Source organism: Gellertiella sp. DMC107 (assembly GCF_056313605.1).
The window spans coordinates 203,129-226,554 of sequence record NZ_JBQUZZ010000004.1; the positions used below are offsets into that span (position 1 = coordinate 203,129).

The window sequence follows — 23,426 nt, forward strand, 5'->3', positions numbered from 1 at the left end:
TGCCCATCGCATGAGAATCGGAACGAAACCACTTGTAAGTGTTTCGACACCACCTCATATTGCCATCAGACATGCTGTGGCTCCGCCAGAAGCCGTTTCGATCATGAAACCGCGCCGGAGCTTTCAAAGAGGATAAAATGGCTGATCTTCGCGACTTCCCTAACCGCACGGCTGGTGCCCAGACGGGGGCGGTAATCGATGAGGGCCTGCGCAGCTATATGCTGAAGGTCTACAACCTGATGGCGCTTGGCCTGGCGATCACTGGCATTGCGGCCTATGGCACCTTTGCGGCGGCCTTCGGGCCTGACGGTCCGACGGCCTTCGGCATGGCGATTTATGCAAGCCCGCTGCGCTGGGTCGTCATGCTCGCGCCGCTCGCCATGGTGTTCTTCCTGAGCTTCCGGATTCATTCCATGAGCGTCTCGGCAGCCCAGACCACCTTCTGGATCTATGCAGCGCTTATGGGCCTGTCCCTGTCGTCCATATTCGTGGTCTATACCGGCCAGAGCATCGTGCAGACCTTCTTCGTGACAGCGGCCTCCTTCGGCGCGCTTTCTCTTTACGGTTATACCACGAAGCGTAACCTTTCGGCGATGGGTTCCTTCCTGATCATGGGCCTGTTCGGCCTGCTGATCGCCACGGTCGTCAATATTTTCCTGGCATCCTCGGCGCTGAACTTCGCCATCTCGGTCGTGGGCGTGCTCGTCTTCGCGGGCCTGACTGCCTGGGACACCCAGAAGATCAAGGAAGCCTATTATGAGGCTGACAGTGCCGACATGGCCGGTCGCAAGGCGATCATGGGCGCCCTGCAGCTTTACCTCGACTTCGTCAACCTCTTCCTGTTCCTGCTTCGCTTCCTCGGCAATAGCCGTAACTGAGCCGCGAGCGACAGCACCGAATACAAAAGGCGGCCTTTGGCCGCCTTTTCCATGGGAAGATTGCCTGTCCCGGTCCGGGGTTCACGGATCGACCAGCTTCAGGACCTTGTCGAAAACCTTCAGCACCTGCTTCAGGTCATGCCCCCTCTTCAAGATGAGGCCATGGGTATTGGTGACCGAATAGGCGCCCTGCTTTGCCGCAAGCTTCGGATTCTTTTCGATCCGGTACAGAGGCATTTCCCCCGACCGCTTGAATACGGAAAAAACCGCCCGATCCTTCAAGTGGTCGATCGCATAGTCCTTCCACTCCCCTTCACCTACCATGCGACCGTAAATCCAGAGAATCATGTCGAGTTCGCGCCGGTGAAAGGTCACCGGCATCGGATCCCGGCTCTGACGGTACTCCCTGAGGTCAACGACCACGGGCGCGGAATCATCTCCGCCCGCGCCGCGCCCTTCGAAATTCAGATCATCAGCCATAGCCGCTCTTGGTCCGCCAAGTCTCACGACATCTGTATGACAGTTTGCCTCAGACACGACAAAAAGCAAGTCGCCATCGAACGGGCACCCATTTTCGGAAATGCCCCATTCATGCCGAATGGCTGCCGCAATGCTCTGTCATTGGATCAGAAGCCGGTTTGGCGTATCAGAACCGGTTCCGGTCCGGCCTCACCCTTCCCAGCCCAGTCGTGGCCGGACCGGCCCTTCAGCTCGCGGGGATGGGCACAAGGGCGCCACCGCGGATCGGCCCGAGCGCACCGTCACTGCCTTCCGTCTGCAGCAGGATGGCAGCCCGCTCCTTGCCCGGCTTGCCCAGCATATCCACCGGCAACTGGATCTTCAGCTCATCCCCTTCCCACATGCCGATCGTTTCAAGGGAAGAAACGACATTATGGTAGGAGATCGTCTTGCCGGCGTTTTCGCCCTTTTCGATGCGCACATCGAGACGCGGGGTAAAATAGGCAATCACCACATGGGCGTCTCCGCGACCCGGCGCGATGCCGATGCGGATGCAATCATCGTCGAGGGTCACGGTAATCGGCACATCGGGCGCCTGCCTGTCGCTGGCCAATGCACCGATCTGCTGCTCGATGCCGCGTAGATCGCCCCCGTTCAAATGCATGCGCCCATTGACGACGGCCTGGGGGGTGTAGACGTTCGATCGCTTCAGGCCCGCCGCATAGTCATACTGACGACGGGTATTTTCCGGCGTACTCAACGTGTCTTTCCAACCGAGATAGTTCCAGTAATCAACATGATAGGAAAGGGCGATGACGGAGGTGTCATGCGCCAGCTTCTCGAAAGCGGCATCGGCCTTCGGGCACGATGAACAGCCCTGCGAAGTAAACAGCTCGACAACACCCTTGGGCGTCACGGCGTCCGCAGCGCTCGCCATCGAGGCGAACGGCAGGACTGCCATCAGCAATGTCATCATGACTGTTCTTTTCATGGTCCCTTTCCGGAAGGCAGGAAAGCACGGCGATAGGCTTTCTGTCGGCATGGGCACCCAGAAGGGACGATCCCTGCCAGCCTTCATGCCTCATACAGCTTTCCACGCCTTGCGAAAAGTCACGTTCGGGTGAGATGGAAAAAGGGGCCGGATCTTTCCGATCCAGCCCCTTTTCAGCTCACTGCAAAACCTGGGCTCAGGCTGCGAGATCGCGCAGAACGGTCTGCAGAATGCCGCCATTGTTCACATAGGTGACCTCATCGAGCGTATCGATGCGGCAGAGGATCGGAACCTCCTTCACCGTGCCGTCACCATAGGTGATCTTGGCGATCTTCTTCTCGCGCGGCTTGATGTTCTCGAGGCCTTCGATGGTCACGAGTTCATCGCCCTTCAGGTTGAGGCTCTGCCAGTTCGTGCCTTCCTCGAAACAGAACGGGATGACGCCCATGCCGACGAGGTTGGAGCGATGGATGCGCTCGAAGGACTGCGAGATCACGGCGCGGACGCCGAGTAGGTTGGTGCCCTTGGCCGCCCAGTCGCGCGAGGAACCGTTGCCATATTCGACACCGGCGAAGATGACGAGCGGAACGCCCTCGGCCTTGTACTGCATGGCCGCATCGTAGATCGACATCTCTTCCTTGGACGGATAGTGGATGGTGTAGCCACCTTCCTTGCCGTTCGGGCCGAGCATGTGGTTGCGGATGCGGATATTGGCAAAGGTACCGCGCATCATGACCTCATGGTTGCCACGACGCGTGCCGTACTGGTTGAAGTCGGCGACACCGACGCCATTGCCCATCAGGTAGGCGCCAGCTGGAGACTGAGCCTTGATCGAGCCGGCCGGGGAAATATGGTCGGTGGTGATCTTGTCCCCGAAGAGGCCAAGAACGCGGGCACCCTTGATATCGGTGACACCGGCGCCGGTCTTGCCCATGCCCACGAAGTAAGGCGGGTTCTGCACATAGGTCGAGCTGTCTTCCCAGGCATAGGTCTGGCCAGCAGGCACGTTCACCGCCTGCCAGTTGGCATCGCCCTTGAAGACGTCGGCATACTTCGTTTCGTAAAGCTCACGGGTCACATACTTCATGATGAAGTCCTGGATCTCGTGCGAGGTCGGCCAGATGTCCTTCAGATAGACAGGGTTGCCGTTCTGGTCTTCACCGATCGGCTCGCGGGTCAGGTCCTTCTGGACGGTACCCGCCAGGGCATAGGCGACGACGAGCGGAGGGGAGGCGAGATAGTTCGCCTGCACATCCGGCGAGACGCGGCCTTCGAAGTTGCGGTTGCCGGAGAGTACGCCGGCAGCAATCAGGCCCTTGTCGTTGATGGTCTTGGAGACCGGTGCCGGCAGCGGACCGGAGTTACCGATGCAGGTGGTGCAGCCGAAGCCGACCAGGTTGAAGCCGAGGGCGTCGAGATCCTTCTGCAGGCCAGACTTTTCCAGATATTCGCCAACGACCTGCGATCCCGGTGCCAGCGAGGTCTTCACCCAGGGCTTGGACTTCAGGCCCTTGGCCACCGCATTGCGGGCGAGCAGGCCGGCAGCGATCAGAACCGAGGGGTTGGACGTGTTGGTGCAGGAGGTGATGGCGGCAATGGTGACGTCGCCATGGCCGAGATCGAAATCCGTGCCTTCGACCGGATAGCGGTTCGAAAGCTGGCCGGGCTTCTTGTAGTCGTTTTCAAGCGCAGTCGCGAAACCGGCTGCGATATTCTCCAGCGCGACGCGGCCTTCCGGGCGCTTCGGGCCGGCCATGGCCGGAACCACGTCGCCCAGGTCGAGTTCGAGCGTGTCGGTGAAGACGAGGTCCGAGCCATCGCTATCGCGCCACATGCCCTGCGCCTTGGAATAGGCTTCGACAAGCGCGATGCGGTCCTTCTTGCGGCCCGACATGGTGAGGTAGTTGATGGTTTCGCCATCGACTGGGAAGAAGCCGCAGGTCGCGCCATATTCCGGACCCATGTTGCCGATCGTCGCACGGTCGGCGAGCGACATGTGGTCGAGGCCGGGGCCGAAGAATTCGACGAACTTGGAGACCACGCCCTTCTTGCGCAGCATCTGCACGACCATCAGCACGAGGTCGGTTGCGGTCACGCCTTCCTTGAGCTTGCCGGTCAGGCGGAAGCCGATGACTTCGGGCAGCAACATGGAAACCGGCTGGCCGAGCATGGCAGCTTCCGCCTCGATGCCGCCCACGCCCCAGCCCAGAACGCCAAGACCGTTGATCATGGTCGTGTGGCTGTCGGTGCCGACGCAGGTATCGGGATAGGCGATGGTCTCGCCATCCTCGTCCTTGGTCCAGACCGTCTGGCCGAGATATTCGAGGTTGACCTGGTGACAGATGCCCGTGCCCGGGGGAACCACACGGAAGTTCTTGAACGCCTGCTGGCCCCACTTCAGGAAGCGATAACGCTCGCCGTTGCGCTGATATTCGAGTTCGACGTTGCGGGCGAAGGCCTGCGGCGTGCCGAATTCGTCGACAATGACCGAATGGTCGATGACGAGGTCAACGGGAACGAGCGGGTTGATCTTCTCCGGATCGCCACCGAGCGACACCATGGCATCGCGCATGGCGGCGAGATCGACGACGGCGGGCACGCCGGTGAAATCCTGCATCAGCACGCGGGCCGGGCGATAGGCGATTTCCGCTTCGGCCTTGCCCTTGTCGTTCAGCCAGGCGGCAATGCTCTCGATGTCGGCCTTGGTCACGGACCGGCCGTCTTCGTTGCGCAGCAGGTTCTCCAGAAGAACCTTCATCGAGTAGGGAAGCTTGGATACGCCGGCAAGACCGTTCGCCTCAGCCTTGGGCAGGCTGTAATAGACGTATTCCTTGCCATCCACAGTAAGCGTCGAACGGCAATTGAAGCTGTCGAGTGATTTGGACACGAGTGACCCCGTTTCGTCTGATAGCCAACACAGTCGTGCGAACGCCCATGCACTTGATGCACATCAGGATGCGGGTGCGACCATTTCCGCTGTCCGCACGTGAGGGAGGACCCCAAGTTCGGCGGAAGGATGAGAATCACGCCGGCCGCTGGCGTGGTTGCGTGCCTTATAAATAATTTCGTACATAGGTGCCAGATGAACGAAGGTCCAATCCGGACATTTTTAAAGAATCGCAGTTTCCGAAAGGTAGACGTGCCCCATGCGGCTGATCGCCGATACCCTCTCCGTCCGACGTGGTGACGACCTGCTTTTCTCCAATCTTTCCTTTGCCTTGGGAAGCGGCGAGGCGCTGGTGGTGACCGGCCGCAACGGCTCCGGCAAGTCCACCCTGTTGCGCACGGTGGCCGGCCTGATCACGCCCGAGACCGGGCGCGTGACGATATCGGGCGAAAACCTCGAATCAGGCCGTCGGGCAAGCGAGGCCAGCCACTATCTCGGCCACCGCAATGCAATGAAGCAGGAACTGACCGTTCGGGAGAATCTCGCCTTCTGGAAAGACTGGCTCGGGGATTTCCCCGGCGGAAGAGGAATGGAGATAGAGGAAGCGGCTGATGCCATCGGGCTTCCGGGCATCACCCATCTGCCCTTCGGCTATCTCTCGGCCGGCCAGCAGCGGCGCTTTGCCATGGCCAAGCTCCTCATCGCCCATCGTCCTGTCTGGATTCTGGACGAGCCGACTGCTGCCCTCGACGTCGCGGCGGACCAGCTCTTTGCCGGCCTCGTGACGAAGCATCTGGAAAAGGGAGGTCTCGTGCTGGCCGCCACCCACCAGCCGCTCGGCCTTGCCGATACACGGCGGCTCGAGATGAAGGGTTTCACCTATGCCGAGGAGCATGCCGCATGATGTCGCTCTTCGTCCGGGACATGAAGCTTGCCATACGGGCCGGCGGCGGCGCACTCATCGGCGTGCTCTTCTTCACGACCGTGGTGGCAGTGGTGCCTTTCGGCGTCGGCCCCGATCTCAATCTCCTCTCCCGCATCGGCCCTGCCATCGTCTGGATCGGCGCCCTGCTCGCTTCGCTACTGGGTCTTGACCGCCTTTTCCAGGCGGAACGCGATGACGGCTCGCTGGACCTGATGCTGATGCAGGAAACGCCGCTGGTGCTGACGGTCCTGATCAAGTGCCTTGCCCACTGGACCGCGACCGGACTGCCGCTCGTGCTTGCCTCGCCCTTGCTGGGCCTGTTCATGAACATGAACGAAGTGGCCATCGGGGCGGTCATGCTAACCCTTCTGGTCGGCTCTCCCGCCATAACCTTCATCGGCGCGGCCGGAGCGGCGGTTGCCGTCACCCTGCCCCGGGGTGGGCTCCTGGTCTCGATCCTCATCCTGCCACTGACGGTGCCCGTGCTGATCTTCGGTGTCAGCGCCTCCTATGCGGCGGTGGAAGACCCGGCGCCATTCCTGCCGCCCTTTGCCTTCCTCGCCGCAATTACGCTCTTCTTTGCGGTTATCGGGCCGCTTGGAGCGGCCTTGGCGCTGCGCGGCAATTCAGATTGATCTTGATCAATTGCAGCGCCCCCGCGTTCGCGATAAGGAAAGGCCCATGAGCGAACCCATTCCTGCCATCAAGAAGTTCAGCGATCTCGCCAATCCGACGGTCTTCCTCGGATTGACCGCACGGATCGTGCCCTTCCTCGCCATAGCGACCGTGCTGCTGTTTGCCGTAGGGCTCTATCTCGCCTTCACGACCGAAGGCGATTATCAGCAGGGCGAAACGGTGCGGATCATGTATGTTCATGTCCCGGCCGCCTGGCTGTCGATGATGTGCTATTCGATCATGGCGGCCTCGGCGCTCGGCACGCTGGTCTGGCGCCATCCGCTCGCCGATGTTTCGGCCAAGGCCGCCGCGCCGCTCGGTGCGGGTTTCACCCTGCTTGCCCTTGTTACCGGATCGCTCTGGGGCAAACCCATGTGGGGCACCTGGTGGGAGTGGGATGCACGGCTCACCTCGGTTTTCGTGCTGTTCCTGATGTATCTGGGATTGATTGCGCTGATGCGGGCCTTCGACGACCCGGCCCGGGCGGCGCGGGTCTCCGCCGTGCTGATCCTGATCGGCTTCGTGAACATTCCGATCATCAAGTTCTCGGTCGAGTGGTGGAACACGCTGCACCAGCCTGCCAGCGTGATGCGCATGGGCGGCTCTGCCATCGACCCGGAATTCCTGCGGCCGCTGCTCGTCATGGCGGCTGCCTTCACGCTGCTTTTCTTCACGCTTCACTTCCTGGCAATCCGCAACGAGATCTGGCGCCGGCGCGTGTCGGCGCAACGCCGGCTTGCCGCCCGCATGGCGAACCGGGAGGCATGACCATGTCGCACGCCTTTTATGTGAACCTCTCCTACGTGGCGGGGGCTCTGATGGTGCTGATCCTGACCGTCTGGACTTACCTGGACGGCAAGGCGCAACAGAAAGCCCTGAAGGAACTGGAAGCCGCAGGCATTCGCCGCCGTTCGGCCGCGAGATCCGAAGGCGAGGCAAAGTCATGAGGCAGAACGACATGGATGCGGACCCGAAGACGGGGTCCGGAAAGGGCCGCCTGTTGCTGGCGCTCATTCCCCTGATCGTCTTCGGGATCATCGCGGCCGGAGCGGCAAAGATCCTCTATGAGCAGGATGTCAACGGCAAGGATATTTCCGAAATTCCGTCGGCGCTGATCGGGACCAAAGCCCCGAGCCTCGCTCTCCAGCCGCTGGACGGCTCGGGACTGCCGGCGCTGACCGACGCAGCCATCGCTGGCAAGCTGACCGTCGTCAATGTCTTCGCCTCCTGGTGCATTCCATGCCGTGAGGAACACCCGATCCTGCTCGAGCTTTCCCGAGACAAGCGGCTGAACCTGGTCGGCATCAATTACAAGGACAAGACGGAGGCAGCGCTTCTCTTCCTGAAGGAGTTGGGCACGCCTTATGCGGCCATTGGCATCGACCCCAAGGGAGCAGCGGCGATCGACTGGGGTGTCTATGGAATTCCGGAAACCTATCTGGTCGGCCCGGACGGAACCATCCTGTACAAGCGTGTCGGCCCCTTCGACCAGAAAAGTCTCGCGGAAGGTTTCTATCCTGCCGTGGAAGCGGCACTGAAGAAATACGGCTCCTGAGCTTCAGAGCCCGCCCTGCCAGTTCTTGATCGCCTCGATCGGGTGGATGAGCATCAGGACATTCAGTGTCAGATTATCCCGGATAAGAAACAGGGTGAGAAGCTCGGCAAAAAGGGCGAGCCCGACGGTCCATCGCACGGGCATACGCGAAGCCAGCCAGAATCCGGTCGTCATCATCAGCGTATCCATCGCCGAATTCAGGATACTGTCCCCGTAATAATGGTAGGAAATCGTCGCTGCCCTGTAGCGGTCGATGATAAGGGGCGTGTTTTCCAGGATCTCCCAGGCGCTTTCCAGCGTCAGCGCCAGAGCCAGCCATGTCCAGGCGGGAAACCGGCGCAGGACCAGATATCCGAGCCCATAGAAGATAAAACCGTGCTCCACATGGCTCGGACTGTACCAGTCGGCAATATGCTGCGAGTTGCCTTCCGAATGTACCGATGCTTCGAAAAGCTTGACCTCGCCACAGGCGCAGATCCACAGCCGGCCGAACCAACGCTCTGCCGCGATCTGTATCGCCAGCGCGAGAGCGACCAGGGCCGCCATGAGAGTGAAACCATGCTGCCCCCGGGAAACGGCCGTCTCACTCATGCGGCGTCCTTGTCGTCCAGGCTGTGCTTGAGAATGAGCGGCATCTGAGACAGGGTAAACAGGATGGTGATCGGCATCGTGCCCCACACCTTGAAGGCCACCCAGGTGTCATCGCTGAAATTCCGCCAGACCACCTCGTTCAGCACCGCCAGGAACAGGAAAAACACGCCCCAGCGCAAGGTAAGCTTCTTCCATCCTTCGTCATCCAGCTGGAAGGCGGAGTTGAAAACATGGCCGAGCAGGGATTTTCCGAACAGCAGGCCGCCGAGAAGGGCCACGCCAAACAGCGTATTGATGATCGTGCCCTTCATCTTGAAGAACACTTCGTTCTGAAGATAGAGGCCGAGAGCGCCGAACACCAAAACGATGGCGCCGGAAACGAGGGGCATCAGGGGCAGATGCCGGTAGACGAGTTTGGAGACGGTGAGGGAGATGATCGTCGCCACCATGAACGCAGCCGAGGCGACGAACAGAGGGCCGCCGAGGGCCGCGAGAGCGGGCAATCGTTCAATCAGCCAGGCACCCTTCAGATTTGTGAAAAAGAAGACGAGGAGCGGCCCGAGTTCCAGGAGGAATTTCATGCCGGCAGCCTCTTTCGGCGTGGATAGAGCCGAAGTCGCCTCGGAGCTCGTATGGGAATTGTCCTGTTTCATCTCTGATCCTGTACGCGCCGCGCCTGAACGGCGCGACGCCTAGATGGCATGGAATGATGCTCGCTCACAAGGCCGGGTTGGGCTCCTCAAAAGCCTTCATAGGTGACGAAAGCCATCATGCCGGAGACCATGTGATAGAGATGATGGCAGTGGAAGGCCCATTTGCCCGGATTGAGAGCATCGAAGGCGATGGTCGCACTTTGCATCGGAGGCAGCAGCAAGGTATCGCGAAGCGCCCCCTTCAGGCGGCGCCCGTTGAGGGCGACGACCTGGAAATGATGTCCGTGCAGGTGCATGGGATGAGCCATCATGGACCGGTTCGTCAGGGTGATCTCGATCCGTTCCCCTTTCGCCGCCGCGAGAGTGTCGGCACCCTCCAATCCCCAGCGATAGGTCATCATATTGCCCACCAGGCCCACATCGAAGCGTCGCGCGGCTTCCGTTTCGGCAAGCGGCGCGGCAGAGCCCGGACCCTCCTGGAACGACAGGGTCTCTTCAAAGGCCAGTGTCAGGACGGGTCCCTTTACCGTCTCGTGAACCGGCGAAAGACGACGCACTTCGGCGCCCGGCGTGGCGAGCACAAGACCGGTTCGGTGGCCGCTTCCTTCGCGAAGGGCGAGAATGGGGAAACTTTCCCCTTCAGCAGGCAGAGTAAGCCGAATATCGGCACGCTGCGCCATGGTCAAAGGCACCTGCCGAACCTTGAGAGGCCGCACCGGTTGGCCGTCGACGGCGATCAATTCACCTTCGAGGGCACCGAGATCGACCGTGAAGGCCGTGGACGTGGCTGCATTCACGATCCGCAAGCGAACCCGACCGCCCTTTTCGACCGCAATCACCTCGGGATCGTCAAGCGTGCGATCATTGGCCAGATAGGCATCATACTCGATGTCGTTCAGATCCATCGGCATGGCCATCTGCTCTTCCATCGACTGCATTCCGCCGGACATGGAGTCGTGATTCATGTGCGAGTGGTCCATGGCTCCGGGATCCATCCCGCCATGTCCCATCTTTCCATGTCCCATGCCGCCGGAAAGATTGGCCAGCAATTCCTCCGGCGCGGTGAAGCTGAAGTCGTGAAGGAAAAGCACCACATCCTGTTCATCGGCTCCGCGATCCTCTGCCGAGCGAACGATGAGGGGCGCGGCCAGCAGAGCCTGCTCCTGAAGCGTATGGGCATGCATCCAGTTCGTGCCGGCCGATACGAGCGGAAACCCGTAAGAACGGGTTTCTCCGGGCTGAAGCATGGGTGCGGGCATGTCCGGAACACCATCCTGTTCCCAGGGCGGTGTGAGCCCGTGCCAATGCAGAAGCGTTTCCTCCTTGAGATCGTTCCGCAACGAAACGCGGAAACCCGCGTCCTGATCGAGGACAAGGCCCGGTCGGCCATCAGGCCCGACGAGGCCGAAAACGGTCGCTGCCTTGCCGTTGACGTCAAGCGTTCGTTTCGTGGTGATCAGCTCGAGAGGAGGTGAATTGGCTGCAAGGCTGGGACGAAGAGGAATGGCAGATAGCAGCGTGCCGGCAAGGCCGGCCTTGAGCAGGGTCCTGCGTTTCATGAAAATTGTCCTTCGGATAGAAATAATGCCGCGGAGAGCGGGGTTTCAGATCACGAAAGAGGAGCGTCGGGGAGGACCAAGCGCGGGCGGCTCGTTGCGTCCCACGAGCGGATGGCCTTCCAGAGGACGAAAGACATGATTGTCCGAGACGAAACGCATCGCCGACACGGGAAGAACCGCCAAAGCCGGGGCACAATTCACCATACGGCAGGCACCGGCGCCGGAACAACAGTCAGGCGGGGATGGGTGCGAAGCTTCGGGCAAGGCCAATGTTCTGTCCATGGAGGCGTGCGCGGGCGCTTTTGCGTCGATCCCCCCGGACATGGAGAGGTGGGAGGGACAGGGTGAAGCGGCGTGCAAGTCCATGGCATGCCCTGCCGCGCCCCAGAGGACGAAGATCAGAAATGCCAGACCGGTCAAAACCCTTCGGAACACGTTCAATTCCCTGTCGAACCAAACCAAAAATGGACGAGCCGAACCCGCTTGTCCATAAGCGGACGTCCACCCCGCATCACGAATGCGCGATACCGGCAATGGCCTTGGCAAAATCTTCGGCCTCGAAAGGCTCGAGGTCGTCGATGCCCTCCCCCACCCCGATGAAGTAGACGGGCAACTTGTGCTTGGCTGCGATGGAAACGAGGATCCCGCCTCGCGCCGTGCCATCGAGCTTGGTCATGATGAGTCCGCTGACGCCGGCCACATTGCGGAAGATTTCCACCTGGTTCATGGCATTCTGGCCGGTGGTGGCATCGAGAGTCTGGAGAACGGTATGGGGCGCATCGGGGTCGAGCTTGCCCAGCACGCGGACGATCTTCTCCAGTTCTGCCATCAGCTCGGTCTTGTTCTGCAAACGACCGGCCGTATCGATGATCAGCACGTCGCTCTTCTTTGCCTTGGCCTGCTGGAAGGCATCGAAGGCGAGGCCTGCTGCATCGGCCCCGAGCTTGGTGCCGATGAAATCGGACCCCGTTCGCTCCGCCCAGATCTTCAACTGCTCGATCGCCGCTGCACGGAACGTATCGCCTGCGGCGAGAGTGACCTTCAGTCCCGCGCCCGCCAGCTTTGCGGCAAGCTTGCCGATTGTCGTCGTCTTGCCCGTACCGTTGACGCCGACCACGAGGATGACATGGGGCTTGTGCGAGAGATCGAGCTTCAGCGGCCTGGCAACCGGGGCCAGAACCTTGCCAATCTCCGCAGCCATGATGCGGGTCACATCCTCGCCGGTCACATCCTTGCCGTAGCGCTCGGAAGACAGCGCGCCGGTGATGCGCATGGCGGTTTCCACGCCCAGATCGGACTGGATCAGCAGTTCCTCCAGCTCTTCAAGCGTCTCTTCATCGAGCTTGCGCTTGGTAAAGAGCGCCGCAATCTGGCCGGTCAGTTGCTGGGAGGTTCTGGAAAGACCCTCCCTGAGCCGCTGGAACCAGGAAAGCTTCGGCACGGGGGCTGCCGGCGCTGCCGCCGCCTGTTCCTCCTCGTGGAGGGCGAAGCCCCTGGGTAATTGCGGTGGCGCGTCGTTGGAGGGGGAATTTTCTTCTGCGATCTCGTGCGGATGATCCTCATGGCTTTCCTGGGGATCGCGGTCCTGCTGGGCTTCGGTGCGCAGCTCCACCTCCCTCCACTCCTGTGGAGGCTCGTCGGGAATGGCGGGGCTGGAGTCTTCTGCGTCCGCTGGCGGTTGTGCGGCTTCCGCCTCCTCGGCAAGAGCTTCGATATTGACGGTTTCCGGCGTAACCGGTGGCAGAGTTTCGCCCGGCGTGACTGCCGGCTCGTCCTTGCCGAAGGTGAAAATCTTCTTGATGAAACCAAGCGCCATGGAAATTGCCTGTCAGCCGCCTCAGGCGGCAATGGGATCGATGATGAGATGCCGGCCATTATGGCCGGTAACGCGCACGTCAAGCAAGCGCCGGGGCTCAAGCCCAGGTGCAGCGGCAAGCGTGAAGTTTTCCGTATGAGCCATGCCGTTCCGCTCGACCAGGATGCGCTGAACGGACCCTACCATGCCCTCCAGATGATGCATGGCGAGGGTCTCGCCTGCGGCACGAAGCCGGGCAGCACGCTCCTTGATCAGAGCCCGGTCGAGCTGCGGCATTCGGGCCGCGGGTGTTCCCGGACGAGGGCTATAGGGAAACACGTGCAGTTGGGCGATGCCGCACTCTTCGGCATGGCGAACGGCATTGGCGAACATGTCTTCCGTTTCTGTGGGAAAGCCCGCGATCATGTCCGCGCCGAAGGCGATACCGGGCCGCAGACGGCGCGCCTGTTCGCAGAAGGCCCGAGCCTCGGCTGAAGAGTGCCGCCGCTTCATCCGTTTCAGGATCAGGTCGTCTCCATGCTGCAGCGAGAGGTGCAGATGCGGCATGAACCGGGGCTCGTCGGCAATAAGGTCGAAAAGGTCCCGGTCCACTTCGATGCTATCGATGGAGGAAAGCCGGAGACGCTCGATATCGGGCACCTGCCGCAGCAGAGCCTTGGCGAGCTGCCCCAGCGAGGGTCTTCCCGGGAGATCGGCGCCATAGCTGGTCGCATCGACGCCCGTGAGAACCACTTCCCGATAGCCTGCCTCCACAAGGCGGCGCGCCTGATCCACGACCGCCCCCATGGGCACCGAGCGGGAATTGCCCCGGCCGAAGGGTATGATGCAGAATGTGCACCGATGATCGCAGCCGTTCTGAACCTGCAGGAAGGCCCGCACATGGCCATCGATATGGTCGACCAGCTGGGGGGCCGTTTCGGTCACGCTCATGATATCGTTGACGCGCAGCTTCTCCTCGGCAGAGACACCGAAATCGGGCAGCCGTCCATAGCTTTCCGCCCGCAGCTTTTCCTCGTTGCCGAGCACGAGATCCACTTCCGGCATCGCGGCAAAGCCATGCGCCTCGGTCTGGGCGGCGCACCCGGTGACGATGATGCGGGTACCGGGATTGTCGCGACGGGCCCGGCGGATCGCCTGCCGCGCCTGGCGGACGGCCTCGCCGGTCACGGCACAGGTATTGACGAGAATGGCTTCGCCCAGCCCTGCCTTTTCGGCCTCCCGCCGCATGACTTCCGATTCATAGGTATTCAGGCGGCAGCCGAAAGTTATGACCTCGATGCCGCTCACGAGGCGAGGGTCTCGGGATCGCGGGCGAATGTGCCGGTCGATGGATCGAGCATGCCGGACCATTCCCATTCGGCTGGACCGGTCATGATCACGTGACCATCGCTTTCCCGCCATTCGATGACGAGCGGAATCGTCACGGGGCTGGTTGCCACATGGACCGTGACCTTGCGACCCGTCTTGCCGAGTCGCGCCGCATTGACGGCAGCAGCACAGGCGGCCGAGCCGCAGGCCAGTGTTTCCCCGGCGCCCCTTTCCCAGGTGCGGGTTGTTATCTCCTGGTCGGAATCGATCCGAGCCAGGGTGATGTTGGCCTTTTCGGGGAAAATGGGATGATTTTCGAGCAATGGCCCGAACCGCGGCAGGTCGAAGGACATCGGGTCCTCCTTAACCCAAAACGTGGCGTGCGGATTGCCCATGGACGCTACGGCCGGCGAATGCAGAACCGGATCGTCGATCGGGCCGATCTGAAGCTCGATGCGGCTCGTATCGTGAAACTCTTCCGCAAGCGGAATCTTGTCCCACGCAAAGACCGGCTTTCCCATATCGACGGAAATCATCCCGTCCTCATGCTCCCGGGCAAACAGGATGCCGCCGCGGGTATGGAAGGTAAAGCTCTTGCGGCCCGTTTCGGCGGCCAGCGCCTGCACGACGCAGCGGGTGCCGTTGCCGCAGGCCTGCGCCATGGTGCCATCACAATTGATGATATCGATCCAGGCATCGGTTCCTTCGGAAACAGGATCATGGATTGCCATGATCTGGTCGAAACTGGTCGCGGGATCGCCGGCAAGGGCAATCGCCGCCTCCGGCGTGACCCGATCGGCACGGCCGCGCATGTCGACAACCAGGATCTTGTTGCCAAGTCCGTTCATGCGCGCGAAGGGGACCATGTCTGCCATGCTTTAATCCACGAAATCCGATTGCCCTGTCAGGCCGCCTCTATGGCGGACTTTGCCCGAGATTACCAGTCTTGCGCCTCAGGCGGTAGACGGCACATCGAAAGACTCGCCGGGAAACAGGGCGCGAAACCGCTGACGGTCCACCCCTGCCTGGTCCAGGGCCCTCATCAGGTCCTCAACCGGCTGGTCGATGGGTTCATTGGTCAGTTGCACCGTGCCGAAATGATGTCCCACCGCGTAGGCGGCATGACAGAGCTTCATGCCCTCCACCGCCTCTTCCGGGTTCTGGTGCTGTCCCCGCATGAACCAGCGCGGCTCGTAGGCGCCGATCGGCAGGATCGCCAGACGGAAATCCCCGAATTTTCGCTGCGCCTCGCGGTAGTTGATGCCCTGGTGAAAGCCCGTATCGCCGATGTGGTAGATGCGGCCAGCCGGCGTTTCCAGCACGAAGGCTGCCCAAAGCGCCATCCGCCGGTCCGATGTACCCCGCGCCGACCAGTGATGACAGGGCTCGGCATGCAGCGTCAGGCCATCGCTGAAGGTCAGCCGGTCGCCCCAGTCCATCACATCGATATCCGCATCCGGAATGGCCTTGCGAATGATCCGGTCATTGCCGAGCGGCGTGACGAAACGGGGTTTGTGGCGGCGCTGCAGGCGTTTCAGCGTTTGAATGTCCAGATGATCGTAATGGTTGTGCGTGACGATAACCAGATGGATCGGCGGCAGCGCCTCGAAAGGAAGGCCGGGGGCCATGACCCGCTTCGGACCGGCGAAGGATACCGGGCTCATCCGCTCCGACCAGACGGGATCGGTGAGGATGTTGAGACCGGCCACCTGGATCATGAGGCTGGCATGACCGATCATCGTCACGCGCAGCCCGTCCCCATCGACACGCTCCAGCGGCTTGATGTTCCGGAAAGGGCTCTCCCGCCATTTTGGCCATCGAGACCGCTTGTCACTGCCGAATTGCCACCGCATGAGATCGCGGAAGGTGCCGGGATCGACACCATCCGGATTGAAGAAGCGCAAGCCATCGAAGTGATCGGTCACAGGACCCGTATAGTAGGGGTTGCGCGCCGTGATGCGTTTCGCCATGAAGTGTCCTTCTCCTGCGGTCATTTCCGCTGAAGTGAGGCAGAACCGCCGGCATTTCAAGGAGCACGCGCCGGGGCGAGTGCTTGGAAAGCGCTGAAAATCCGCCTTTTCAGCCGCCAACGCTTGACTTTTCGCGGCTCTTCGTGTCTTAAGCCCCCATTCAGCGAAGAGCATAAGCCTCCAAGCCGCCGACCGGGACCCTTCAAGGTATAAACAGATCCCGGAGGTCAACATCCGACAGCGCGATGCGCCCTCGGGTGTCATTCGGCTTTGCGTCTTGTTTTTCGCTGGCGGAATGCCAACGTTTCCGGTCATCCAGAAACGGCAAAGGAAGAAGTGATGTTTGAGAACCTCCAGGACCGTCTTGGTTCCATCCTGAATGGACTGACAGGCCGTGGCGCCCTTTCGGAAGCCGATGTTTCCGCCGCGCTGCGGGAGGTTCGCCGTGCTCTTCTGGAAGCCGACGTTGCGCTGGAAGTGGTGCGCTCCTTCACCGATCGCGTGCGGGAAAAGGCCGTTGGCGCCGAAATCCTGAAGAGCATCAAGCCCGGCCAGATGGTCGTGAAGATCGTTCACGACGAGCTGATCGAGATGCTGGGCTCCGAAGGCGTCGGCATCGATCTCAACGCCCCTGCCCCCGTCGTCATCATGATGGTCGGTCTCCAGGGCTCGGGCAAGACGACCACGACGGCCAAGATCGCCAACCGGCTGGTCAACCGCGAGCGCAAGAAGGTCCTGATGGCCTCGCTCGACACCCGTCGTCCGGCAGCCCAGGAACAGTTGCGCCAGCTCGGCGTGCAGGCCAGCATCGACACGCTGCCGGTCATTGCCGGGCAATCGCCGGAGGATATTGCCAGCCGCGCCGTTCAGGCCGCGAAGCTCGGCGGCCACGACGTGGTCATCCTCGACACCGCCGGCCGTACCCATATCGACGAGCCGCTGATGCAGGAAATGGCGGAGATCAAGCGGCGCGCCAAGCCGCATGAGATCCTGCTCGTGGCGGACAGCCTCACCGGCCAGGACGCCGTAAACCTCGCCCGTTCCTTCGACGAGCGCGTCGGGATTACCGGTCTGGTGCTCACCCGCATGGACGGCGACGGCCGCGGCGGTGCTGCGCTTTCCATGCGCGCCGTGACGGGCAAGCCGGTCAAGCTCATCGGTATCGGCGAGCGCATGGGCGAACTCGACGAGTTTCATCCCCGCCGCATCGCCGACCGCATTCTCGGCATGGGCGACATCGTCTCGCTGGTCGAGAAGGCCGCCGAGAACATCGACGCCGAAAAGGCAGCCGCCATGGCTGCCAAGATGGCCAAGGGCAAGTTCGACCTGAACGACCTCGCCGACCAGTTGAAGCAGATGCAGAAGATGGGCGGCATGGGTGGCATCATGGGCCTGATGCCGGGCATGTCCGGCATGAAGGACAAGATGTCGGCCGCGGGCCTCGACGACAGCCTGTTCAAGCGCCAGCTCGCCATCATCTCCTCGATGACCAAGGCGGAGCGCGCCAATCCCGACATTCTCAAGCATTCGCGCAAGAAGCGCATCGCCGCCGGTTCCGGCACCGATGCGGCCGACATCAACAAGCTGCTGAAAATGCACCGCCAGATGGCCGACATGATGAAGCTCATGGGCAAGAACAAGGGCGGCATGATGAAGCAGATGATGGGCGGCCTTGCCAACAAGATGGGCCTCGGGGGCCTGATGGGCGGCGGCATGCCCGACCTCGCCAACATGGATCCGAAGCAGCTCGAAGCGCTCGCCAAGCAGGCGGAAGCCTCCGGGCTGATGAAGCCGGGTGCCATGCCGGGTCTGCCGGGCGGCCTTCCCGGCCTCGGCGGCGCGAAACTGCCGGGCCTCGGCGGTGGATTGCCGGGCCTGCCGGGCCTGCCGAAGAAGAAGTGAGGGGGAGAACAATGCCGACAGAAGACGTCAAGAAGCAGCTCGCGGGCTACCGCCAGTCCATCGACAATATCGATGCGGCCCTTGTGCACATGCTTGCCGAACGCTTCCGCTGTACCCAGGCCGTCGGCGTACTGAAGGCCACCCACGAACTCCCCCCGGCCGATCCCGCCCGTGAGGAATACCAGATTGCCCGGCTCCGACGCCTTGCCAACGAGGCGAATCTCGATCCGGACTTTGCCGAGAAATTCCTGAACTTCATTATCAAGGAAGTCATCCGGCACCATGAAGCCATTGCTGCCAATTACAGCAGCCAGACCCAACAACCCGCTTGAAGCCCAAGCGGTCAGGAAAGCACTTGAAGGAGTAATGCCATGTCCCTGAAAATCCGTCTCGCCCGTGGTGGTTCGAAGAAGCGCCCCTACTACCACATCGTCGTTGCCGATGCCCGTTCGCCCCGCGACGGCCGCTTCATCGAGAAGCTCGGCTCCTGGAACCCGATGCTCGGCAAGGAAGACGACAAGCGCGTTGAGCTGGACGCCGACCGCGTCAAGCATTGGCTCGACAACGGCGCCCAGCCGACCGACCGCGTCCTGCGCTTCCTCGACCAGGCTGGCCTTGCCAAGCGCGCTGCCCGCTCCAACCCGGACAAGGGCAAGCCGGGCAAGAAGGCCTTGGAACGCGCTGCCGAAAAGGCACAGAAGGCTGAAGAAGCCGCTGCAGCCGCTGCTGAATAATCGACCTCGACGGTCTGATTTGCGGGCGGCATGCTATCATGCCGCCCGTTTTCTATGGATCTGCCGGATGGATGCGTCCCATGACGAAACTTGAGAATCCCGTTCTGATTGCCACCGTGGGTGCAGCCCAGGGTCTGCGCGGCGAAGTCAGGGTGAAGTCCTATACCGATGATCCGCTGGCGCTGGGTGATTACGGCAATCTTCACGCCATGGATGGCCGCGTTTTCGAAATTCTCGACATGCGGGAAGCCAAGAATGTGGTCGTCGTCCGTTTCCGCGGCATCAATGACCGCAATGCTGCCGAAGCCTTGAACGGGCTGGATCTCTACATCGACCGCTCCAACCTGCCGGACGAGGAGCTTGAGGAAGACGAATTCTATTTCGCCGACCTCGAAGGGTTGGAAGCCGTGGATGCGGAAGGGCGTTCCTGGGGACATGTCAGCGGCATCTATGATTTCGGCGCCGGTGACCTGCTCGAACTGAAAGGGCAGGGCCGCCGGCCCGCACTCATTCCCTTTTCCGAAGCGGCCGTTCTGGAAATCGATCTCGACGCCGGCAAGATGCTGGTGGATCCGGTTGCCGCCGGTCTGGTCGAAGGTCCGTCCGACGGGCTTCCGCCCTCCCTTTCCGGTGGGGATCCACGCAAGTGACCGGCACGGTCCCGTTCCGGGCAACGGTGCTCACCCTCTATCCGGAAATGTTTCCCGGTCATCTCGGCCACTCCCTTGCGGGCAAGGCGCTGGAGCGGGGTGACTGGAGCGTGGATCCAGTCCAGATCCGCGATTTTGCCACCGACAGACACCGCACCGTGGATGACACGCCCGCGGGCGGGGGTGCCGGCATGGTGCTGAAGCCGGACATTCTTGCCAAGGCCATCGACAGCCTCGGCCTCGACGACGCGCGCCCGCGCCTGCTGATGAGCCCCCGGGGGCGTCCCCTCACCCAGAAGCGCGTCCGGGAGCTGGCCGCAGGTCAGGGTGTCGTCATCGTTTGCGGCCGTTTCGAAGGCATAGACCAGCGGGTGATCGAAGCCCGAAACCTCGAGGAAATCTCCATCGGCGACTATATCCTCTCCGGGGGGGAGCCCGCAGCCCTGACGCTTCTCGATGCTGTCGTCCGGATCTTGCCGGGGGTGATGGGCAATGCCCTTTCGGGTGAGCACGAAAGCTTCGAGGGCAATCTGCTGGAACATCCCCACTATACGCGCCCGCAGCTTTTCGAGGGTCGCGACATCCCGGCCGTCCTGACATCGGGCAATCATGCCGCCATCGCCCGCTGGCGGCATGAGGAGGCGGTGAAACTCACACGCGCCCGTCGCCCCGACCTGCTTGCCGCCAGCCAGATCGACGCAAACGCCAAAAAGCCCTGACAACGGGGTGACAAGCCGCTTCTTTTGGTGTAAAGGCACCCGCGGAAATGGGGTAATCCCCGTCTGCCAGCAAACAAAGAATGGCGTATCCGCTCCTGTCCTTCAAGGGCATGGTCAAGAGGCCCTGTTGCCGAAGACCACCGTGAGCGCTCTGGCTGTTTCAGAAGAAATCGAAAGGTTAGACCGATGAACATCATCCAGCAGCTGGAAGCCGAACAGGCCGCCAAGATCGCCGAGAAGCGCACCCTTCCCGAATTTTCTCCGGGCGACACCGTCCGCGTCAACGTCCGCGTGACGGAAGGCAACCGTACCCGCGTACAGGCCTATGAAGGCGTCTGCATCGCCCGTTCCGGCGGCGGCCTCAACGAAAGCTTCACCGTTCGCAAGATCTCCTACGGCGAAGGCGTCGAGCGCGTATTCCCGGTTTACTCGCCGCTGGTCGAAGGGGTTGAAGTCGTTCGCCGCGGTAAGGTCCGTCGCGCCAAGCTCTACTACCTGCGCGATCTGCGCGGCAAGGCAGCCCGCATCTCCGAAAACACCGGTACCCGCGCCCGCAAGCTCAACGACGCCGAGCGCGCCGCTGTTGCCGAGGAAAAGGCACGCATCGAAGCCGAAAAGGTGGCAGCCGCCCAGGCGCTCGCCGCCGAGAAGGCCGCTGCCGAGGCTGCTGGCGAATAAGATCAGGAATGCTATTCCTCGAAGAAGGCGGCCTCAGGGTCGCCTTTTTTGTTTTTGGCACGAAACGAGCCATGGCGCTCTTGCCAGTTTCCCGTGAACTGTGACAATTTCTGACCAACCAGACAAAAAACGGGAGATCAGAAAGATGTTTTCCAGACGCGCCGTTCTGGCGGGCCTCGCCTTCGCCACCCTCGCGCCGCTCGCAACCCTCGCCGCAGACCTTCCCGACCTCAAGGGCAAGACCGTGACCGTCGTCACGGAAAATGCCTATCCGCCCCTGCAATTCATCGACCCCAAGTCGGGCAAGCAGATCGGCTGGGAATACGACGCCATGGACGAGATCGCCAAACGCCTGAATTTCAAGGTTGAATACCAGAACACCAGCTGGGATGCGATGATCCAGGCGGTTTCGGACAACCAGTACAACATCGGCATGACCGGCATCACCATCAAGGAAGAGCGCAAGGAGAAGGTCGATTTCTCCGATCCCTACATGCGCTCCGAGCAGTTCATGCTCGTTCGGGGTGACGAAACCCGCTTTACGGATGGCAAGAGTTTTGCCGCGTTCAAGGATGGCCTGGTCGGGGCACAGCCGGGCACAACCCCCTTCTATACCGCTGTCTATGAAATTCTCGACGGCAACGAGCAGAACCCGCGCATCAAGCTGTTCGAAACCTTCGGTGCCACGGTGCAGGCCCTCAAGGCCGGCGACGTGGACACGGTGTTGACCGACGGCACGGCCGGCAAGGGCTATGTGGACGCCTCGAATGGTGGACTGAAGCTGATCGGCGGCCCGCTCGGTACCGAGGACTTCGGGTTCATCTTCCCGAAGGGATCGGATCTCGTTGCCCCTGTCAATGCGGCCATTGCAGCCATGAAGGCCGATGGCACCATGGACGCCCTGAACAAGAAATGGTTCCTCGATTACAAGATGGGCCAGTGATCGACATCATGCACCCGATCACCTCAAGATCCCTCTCATGAGCTTCCAGACTCTGCCCGGAAGCTCCGAACAGGGCGAGAAGCCATGGTGGCTTTTCGCCCTTATTCTGATCGGCATCGTGCTTGCCACGGTTATCGCCATCAATGACATCTATGCGCAGGTTTTCACGACCGTCATCACCGGCGTCGGCGTCACGATCTTCGTGACCATCGCCGGCTATGTCATCGCGCTTGGCCTTGGCCTGGGGATTGCGCTCCTCGGCCTGTCCCGGCATGCGGCCTTGAGGCAGGCCTCGCGCTTCTATGTGGAAGTGATCCGCGGCATTCCCGTTCTGGTACTGCTTTTCTACATTGCCTTCGTCGGCGCGCCCGCTTTCGTTGCGGGTTATAATTTCGTTCTCTCGCCCCTGATCGAAAACGGCATCATGAAGCCGCTCATGGTGCGGGAAGTCTCGCTGATGTGGAGAGCCATCATCGCTCTGGGCATCGGTTACTCGCCCTTTATCGCGGAGATCTTCCGCGCCGGAATCCAGTCGGTGGACAAGGGACAGATCGAAGCGGCCAAGGCGCTCGGACTGAATGGCAGCCAGCGCTTCCGCCTGGTCGTCTTTCCGCAGGCGATCCGGGTGATCTTTCCCCCGCTTTCCAATGACTTCGTTGCCATGACGAAGGACAGTTCGCTGGTCTCGGTACTCGGTGTTGCCGACATTACCCAGATGGGCAAGGTCTATGCGTCTGGCTCCTTCCGTTTCTTCGAAACCTATTCCATCATTGCCTGCGTCTATCTGGCGCTTACGATTGGCCTCTCCCTGATGCTGCGGGGATTCGAAAAACGGATGCGGCGGAGGCATGCAGCATGACGGAACGGATGAGCGAGGGTTTGGAAAAGGTCTACGCGGCCGCGGGCCCTGAAGACCTGGCCAAAGCCTACGCGCTCTGGGCCGCCGACTACGACCGGGAAACACTGGCGCTCGGTTATTGCCTGCCCTTCGTCATCACGGGCTTCATCGCCCGTCATGTGCCCGATCCGCAGGCGCCGCTTCTCGACGCCGGATGCGGCACGGGACTGACGGGGCCCTATCTCGCCGCGCTTGGCTACCGCCATGTCGATGGACTGGACATGGCGCCGGAGATGCTTTCCCTTGCAGGCGCACGGGGAACCTATCGCGATCTCCGGCAAGGCACGCTGGGAGACGCGCTGCCTTTCGAGGATCATGCCTATGGCGCGGTCTTTTCGACCGGGGTGTTTACCGAAGGTCATGCCCCCGCCGCCGCCCTGCGCGAATTGGCACGCATCACCAGGCCCGGCGGCACCCTGATCTTCACGGTCAGGGACAGCGTGTTCGAGAGCAAGGGGTTCCGCGCCGAAATCGAGGCGCTCTGCGCCACCCGGGACTGGACGGTGCAGGAGCAAAGCCCCCTGTTTCGCGCCTTTGCGATTGCCGAGCCGGACGTCCTCGTGCAAGCCCATGTGCTGAAACGCAAGACGCGCTGAGACCCGGATTTTCATTGCTGGAGAGGGCTTTTCTTGCTA

At 61.5% G+C, this 23,426-nt stretch carries 25 protein-coding genes; 15 read left to right on the top strand and 10 right to left on the bottom strand.

The window, feature by feature from the left end; all coding sequences use genetic code 11:
* Positions 1–137: 137 nt before the first annotated feature.
* Positions 138–878 carry a Bax inhibitor-1/YccA family protein gene (locus ACT54B_RS14805; RefSeq protein WP_476045869.1) on the top strand — a complete coding sequence of 247 codons (741 nt, stop codon included), beginning with the start codon at positions 138–140 and terminating at the stop codon, positions 876–878.
* Between the two features lie 81 nt (positions 879–959).
* Here the strand turns inward: ACT54B_RS14805 and ACT54B_RS14810 are convergent, their stop codons facing one another.
* The 3 genes from ACT54B_RS14810 to acnA form a co-directional block, all read right to left on the bottom strand.
* Positions 960–1,358: a DUF2794 domain-containing protein gene (locus ACT54B_RS14810; RefSeq protein ID WP_476045871.1), complete on the bottom strand. Its 399-nt coding sequence runs from the start codon at positions 1,356–1,358 to the stop codon at positions 960–962.
* Between the two features lie 226 nt (positions 1,359–1,584).
* Positions 1,585–2,328 carry a DUF1223 domain-containing protein gene (locus ACT54B_RS14815; protein ID WP_476045872.1) on the bottom strand — a complete coding sequence of 248 codons (744 nt, stop codon included), beginning with the start codon at positions 2,326–2,328 and terminating at the stop codon, positions 1,585–1,587.
* A 196-nt stretch (positions 2,329–2,524) separates the two neighbouring features.
* Entirely contained in the window at positions 2,525–5,215 is a 2,691-nt protein-coding gene (gene acnA, locus ACT54B_RS14820) for an aconitate hydratase AcnA (RefSeq protein WP_476045873.1), read from the bottom strand.
* 259 nt (positions 5,216–5,474) lie between these two features.
* On the opposite strand from acnA, the gene ccmA reads away from it, so the two are divergent.
* From ccmA to ACT54B_RS14845, 5 genes are read left to right on the top strand one after another with little or no spacing between them, the layout of a single operon-like run.
* Positions 5,475–6,119, top strand: coding sequence for a heme ABC exporter ATP-binding protein CcmA (gene ccmA, locus ACT54B_RS14825; RefSeq protein ID WP_476045874.1), 645 nt, complete (start codon positions 5,475–5,477; stop codon positions 6,117–6,119).
* Complete coding sequence (gene ccmB, locus ACT54B_RS14830; protein ID WP_476045875.1) at positions 6,116–6,775, top strand: heme exporter protein CcmB; 660 nt, start codon at positions 6,116–6,118, stop codon at positions 6,773–6,775. Before ccmA ends, ccmB begins: the two co-directional genes overlap by 4 nt.
* 46 nt (positions 6,776–6,821) lie before the next feature.
* Positions 6,822–7,583: a heme ABC transporter permease gene (locus ACT54B_RS14835; protein WP_476045876.1), complete on the top strand. Its 762-nt coding sequence runs from the start codon at positions 6,822–6,824 to the stop codon at positions 7,581–7,583.
* 2 nt (positions 7,584–7,585) lie between these two features.
* Entirely contained in the window at positions 7,586–7,762 is a 177-nt protein-coding gene (ccmD, locus tag ACT54B_RS14840; RefSeq protein ID WP_476045878.1) for a heme exporter protein CcmD, read from the top strand.
* An 11-nt stretch (positions 7,763–7,773) separates the two neighbouring features.
* A complete protein-coding gene (locus ACT54B_RS14845; protein WP_476046228.1) occupies positions 7,774–8,370 on the top strand; it encodes a DsbE family thiol:disulfide interchange protein in 597 nt (198 codons plus the stop codon).
* A 3-nt stretch (positions 8,371–8,373) separates the two neighbouring features.
* On the opposite strand, the gene ACT54B_RS14850 is transcribed toward ACT54B_RS14845, so the two are convergent.
* The 7 genes from ACT54B_RS14850 to ACT54B_RS14880 all read right to left on the bottom strand — a co-directional run bounded on the left by ACT54B_RS14850 (position 8,374) and on the right by ACT54B_RS14880 (position 16,267).
* Entirely contained in the window at positions 8,374–8,961 is a 588-nt protein-coding gene (locus tag ACT54B_RS14850; protein WP_476045879.1) for a DUF2585 domain-containing protein, read from the bottom strand.
* Positions 8,958–9,542, bottom strand: coding sequence for a septation protein A (locus tag ACT54B_RS14855; RefSeq protein ID WP_476046229.1), 585 nt, complete (start codon positions 9,540–9,542; stop codon positions 8,958–8,960). Before ACT54B_RS14855 ends, ACT54B_RS14850 begins: the two co-directional genes overlap by 4 nt.
* 158 nt (positions 9,543–9,700) lie before the next feature.
* On the bottom strand, positions 9,701–11,173 hold the full coding sequence (locus ACT54B_RS14860; RefSeq protein WP_476045881.1) for a multicopper oxidase family protein: 1,473 nt from the start codon (positions 11,171–11,173) through the stop codon (positions 9,701–9,703).
* A 511-nt stretch (positions 11,174–11,684) separates the two neighbouring features.
* Positions 11,685–12,989, bottom strand: a complete 1,305-nt coding sequence (ftsY, locus tag ACT54B_RS14865) for a signal recognition particle-docking protein FtsY (RefSeq protein WP_476045882.1) — start codon at positions 12,987–12,989, stop codon at positions 11,685–11,687.
* Between the two features lie 21 nt (positions 12,990–13,010).
* On the bottom strand, positions 13,011–14,276 hold the full coding sequence (gene mtaB, locus ACT54B_RS14870) for a tRNA (N(6)-L-threonylcarbamoyladenosine(37)-C(2))-methylthiotransferase MtaB (RefSeq protein ID WP_476045884.1): 1,266 nt from the start codon (positions 14,274–14,276) through the stop codon (positions 13,011–13,013).
* A complete protein-coding gene (dapF, locus tag ACT54B_RS14875) occupies positions 14,273–15,172 on the bottom strand; it encodes a diaminopimelate epimerase (protein WP_476045886.1) in 900 nt (299 codons plus the stop codon). The genes mtaB and dapF overlap by 4 nt, the downstream gene beginning before the upstream one ends.
* A gap of 78 nt (positions 15,173–15,250) precedes the next feature.
* Entirely contained in the window at positions 15,251–16,267 is a 1,017-nt protein-coding gene (locus tag ACT54B_RS14880; RefSeq protein WP_476045888.1) for an MBL fold metallo-hydrolase, read from the bottom strand.
* 339 nt (positions 16,268–16,606) lie between these two features.
* On the opposite strand from ACT54B_RS14880, the gene ffh reads away from it, so the two are divergent.
* The 9 genes from ffh (at position 16,607) to ACT54B_RS14925 (ending at position 23,387) form a co-directional block, all read left to right on the top strand.
* Positions 16,607–18,169 (top strand): signal recognition particle protein, encoded by a 1,563-nt coding sequence (gene ffh, locus ACT54B_RS14885; RefSeq protein ID WP_476045889.1) that lies wholly within the window; start codon positions 16,607–16,609, stop codon positions 18,167–18,169.
* Between the two features lie 11 nt (positions 18,170–18,180).
* Positions 18,181–18,501, top strand: coding sequence for a chorismate mutase (locus tag ACT54B_RS14890; RefSeq protein WP_476045891.1), 321 nt, complete (start codon positions 18,181–18,183; stop codon positions 18,499–18,501).
* 39 nt (positions 18,502–18,540) lie between these two features.
* Positions 18,541–18,903, top strand: coding sequence for a 30S ribosomal protein S16 (rpsP, locus tag ACT54B_RS14895; RefSeq protein WP_476045893.1), 363 nt, complete (start codon positions 18,541–18,543; stop codon positions 18,901–18,903).
* Between the two features lie 80 nt (positions 18,904–18,983).
* Positions 18,984–19,553 (top strand): ribosome maturation factor RimM, encoded by a 570-nt coding sequence (rimM, locus tag ACT54B_RS14900; RefSeq protein WP_476045894.1) that lies wholly within the window; start codon positions 18,984–18,986, stop codon positions 19,551–19,553.
* Positions 19,550–20,272, top strand: coding sequence for a tRNA (guanosine(37)-N1)-methyltransferase TrmD (gene trmD / locus ACT54B_RS14905; protein ID WP_476045896.1), 723 nt, complete (start codon positions 19,550–19,552; stop codon positions 20,270–20,272). The genes rimM and trmD overlap by 4 nt, the downstream gene beginning before the upstream one ends.
* Positions 20,273–20,458: 186 nt before the next feature.
* Positions 20,459–20,950, top strand: a complete 492-nt coding sequence (gene rplS, locus ACT54B_RS14910; RefSeq protein WP_183366582.1) for a 50S ribosomal protein L19 — start codon at positions 20,459–20,461, stop codon at positions 20,948–20,950.
* A 145-nt stretch (positions 20,951–21,095) separates the two neighbouring features.
* Positions 21,096–21,893, top strand: coding sequence for a basic amino acid ABC transporter substrate-binding protein (locus ACT54B_RS14915; protein ID WP_476045898.1), 798 nt, complete (start codon positions 21,096–21,098; stop codon positions 21,891–21,893).
* A 37-nt stretch (positions 21,894–21,930) separates the two neighbouring features.
* Positions 21,931–22,752 carry an amino acid ABC transporter permease gene (locus ACT54B_RS14920; RefSeq protein ID WP_476045899.1) on the top strand — a complete coding sequence of 274 codons (822 nt, stop codon included), beginning with the start codon at positions 21,931–21,933 and terminating at the stop codon, positions 22,750–22,752.
* The gene (locus tag ACT54B_RS14925; RefSeq protein ID WP_476045900.1) at positions 22,749–23,387 is read left to right on the top strand and encodes a class I SAM-dependent DNA methyltransferase; all 639 of its coding nucleotides are present in this window, start codon (positions 22,749–22,751) and stop codon (positions 23,385–23,387) included. The genes ACT54B_RS14920 and ACT54B_RS14925 overlap by 4 nt, the downstream gene beginning before the upstream one ends.
* Positions 23,388–23,426 lie beyond the last annotated feature (39 nt).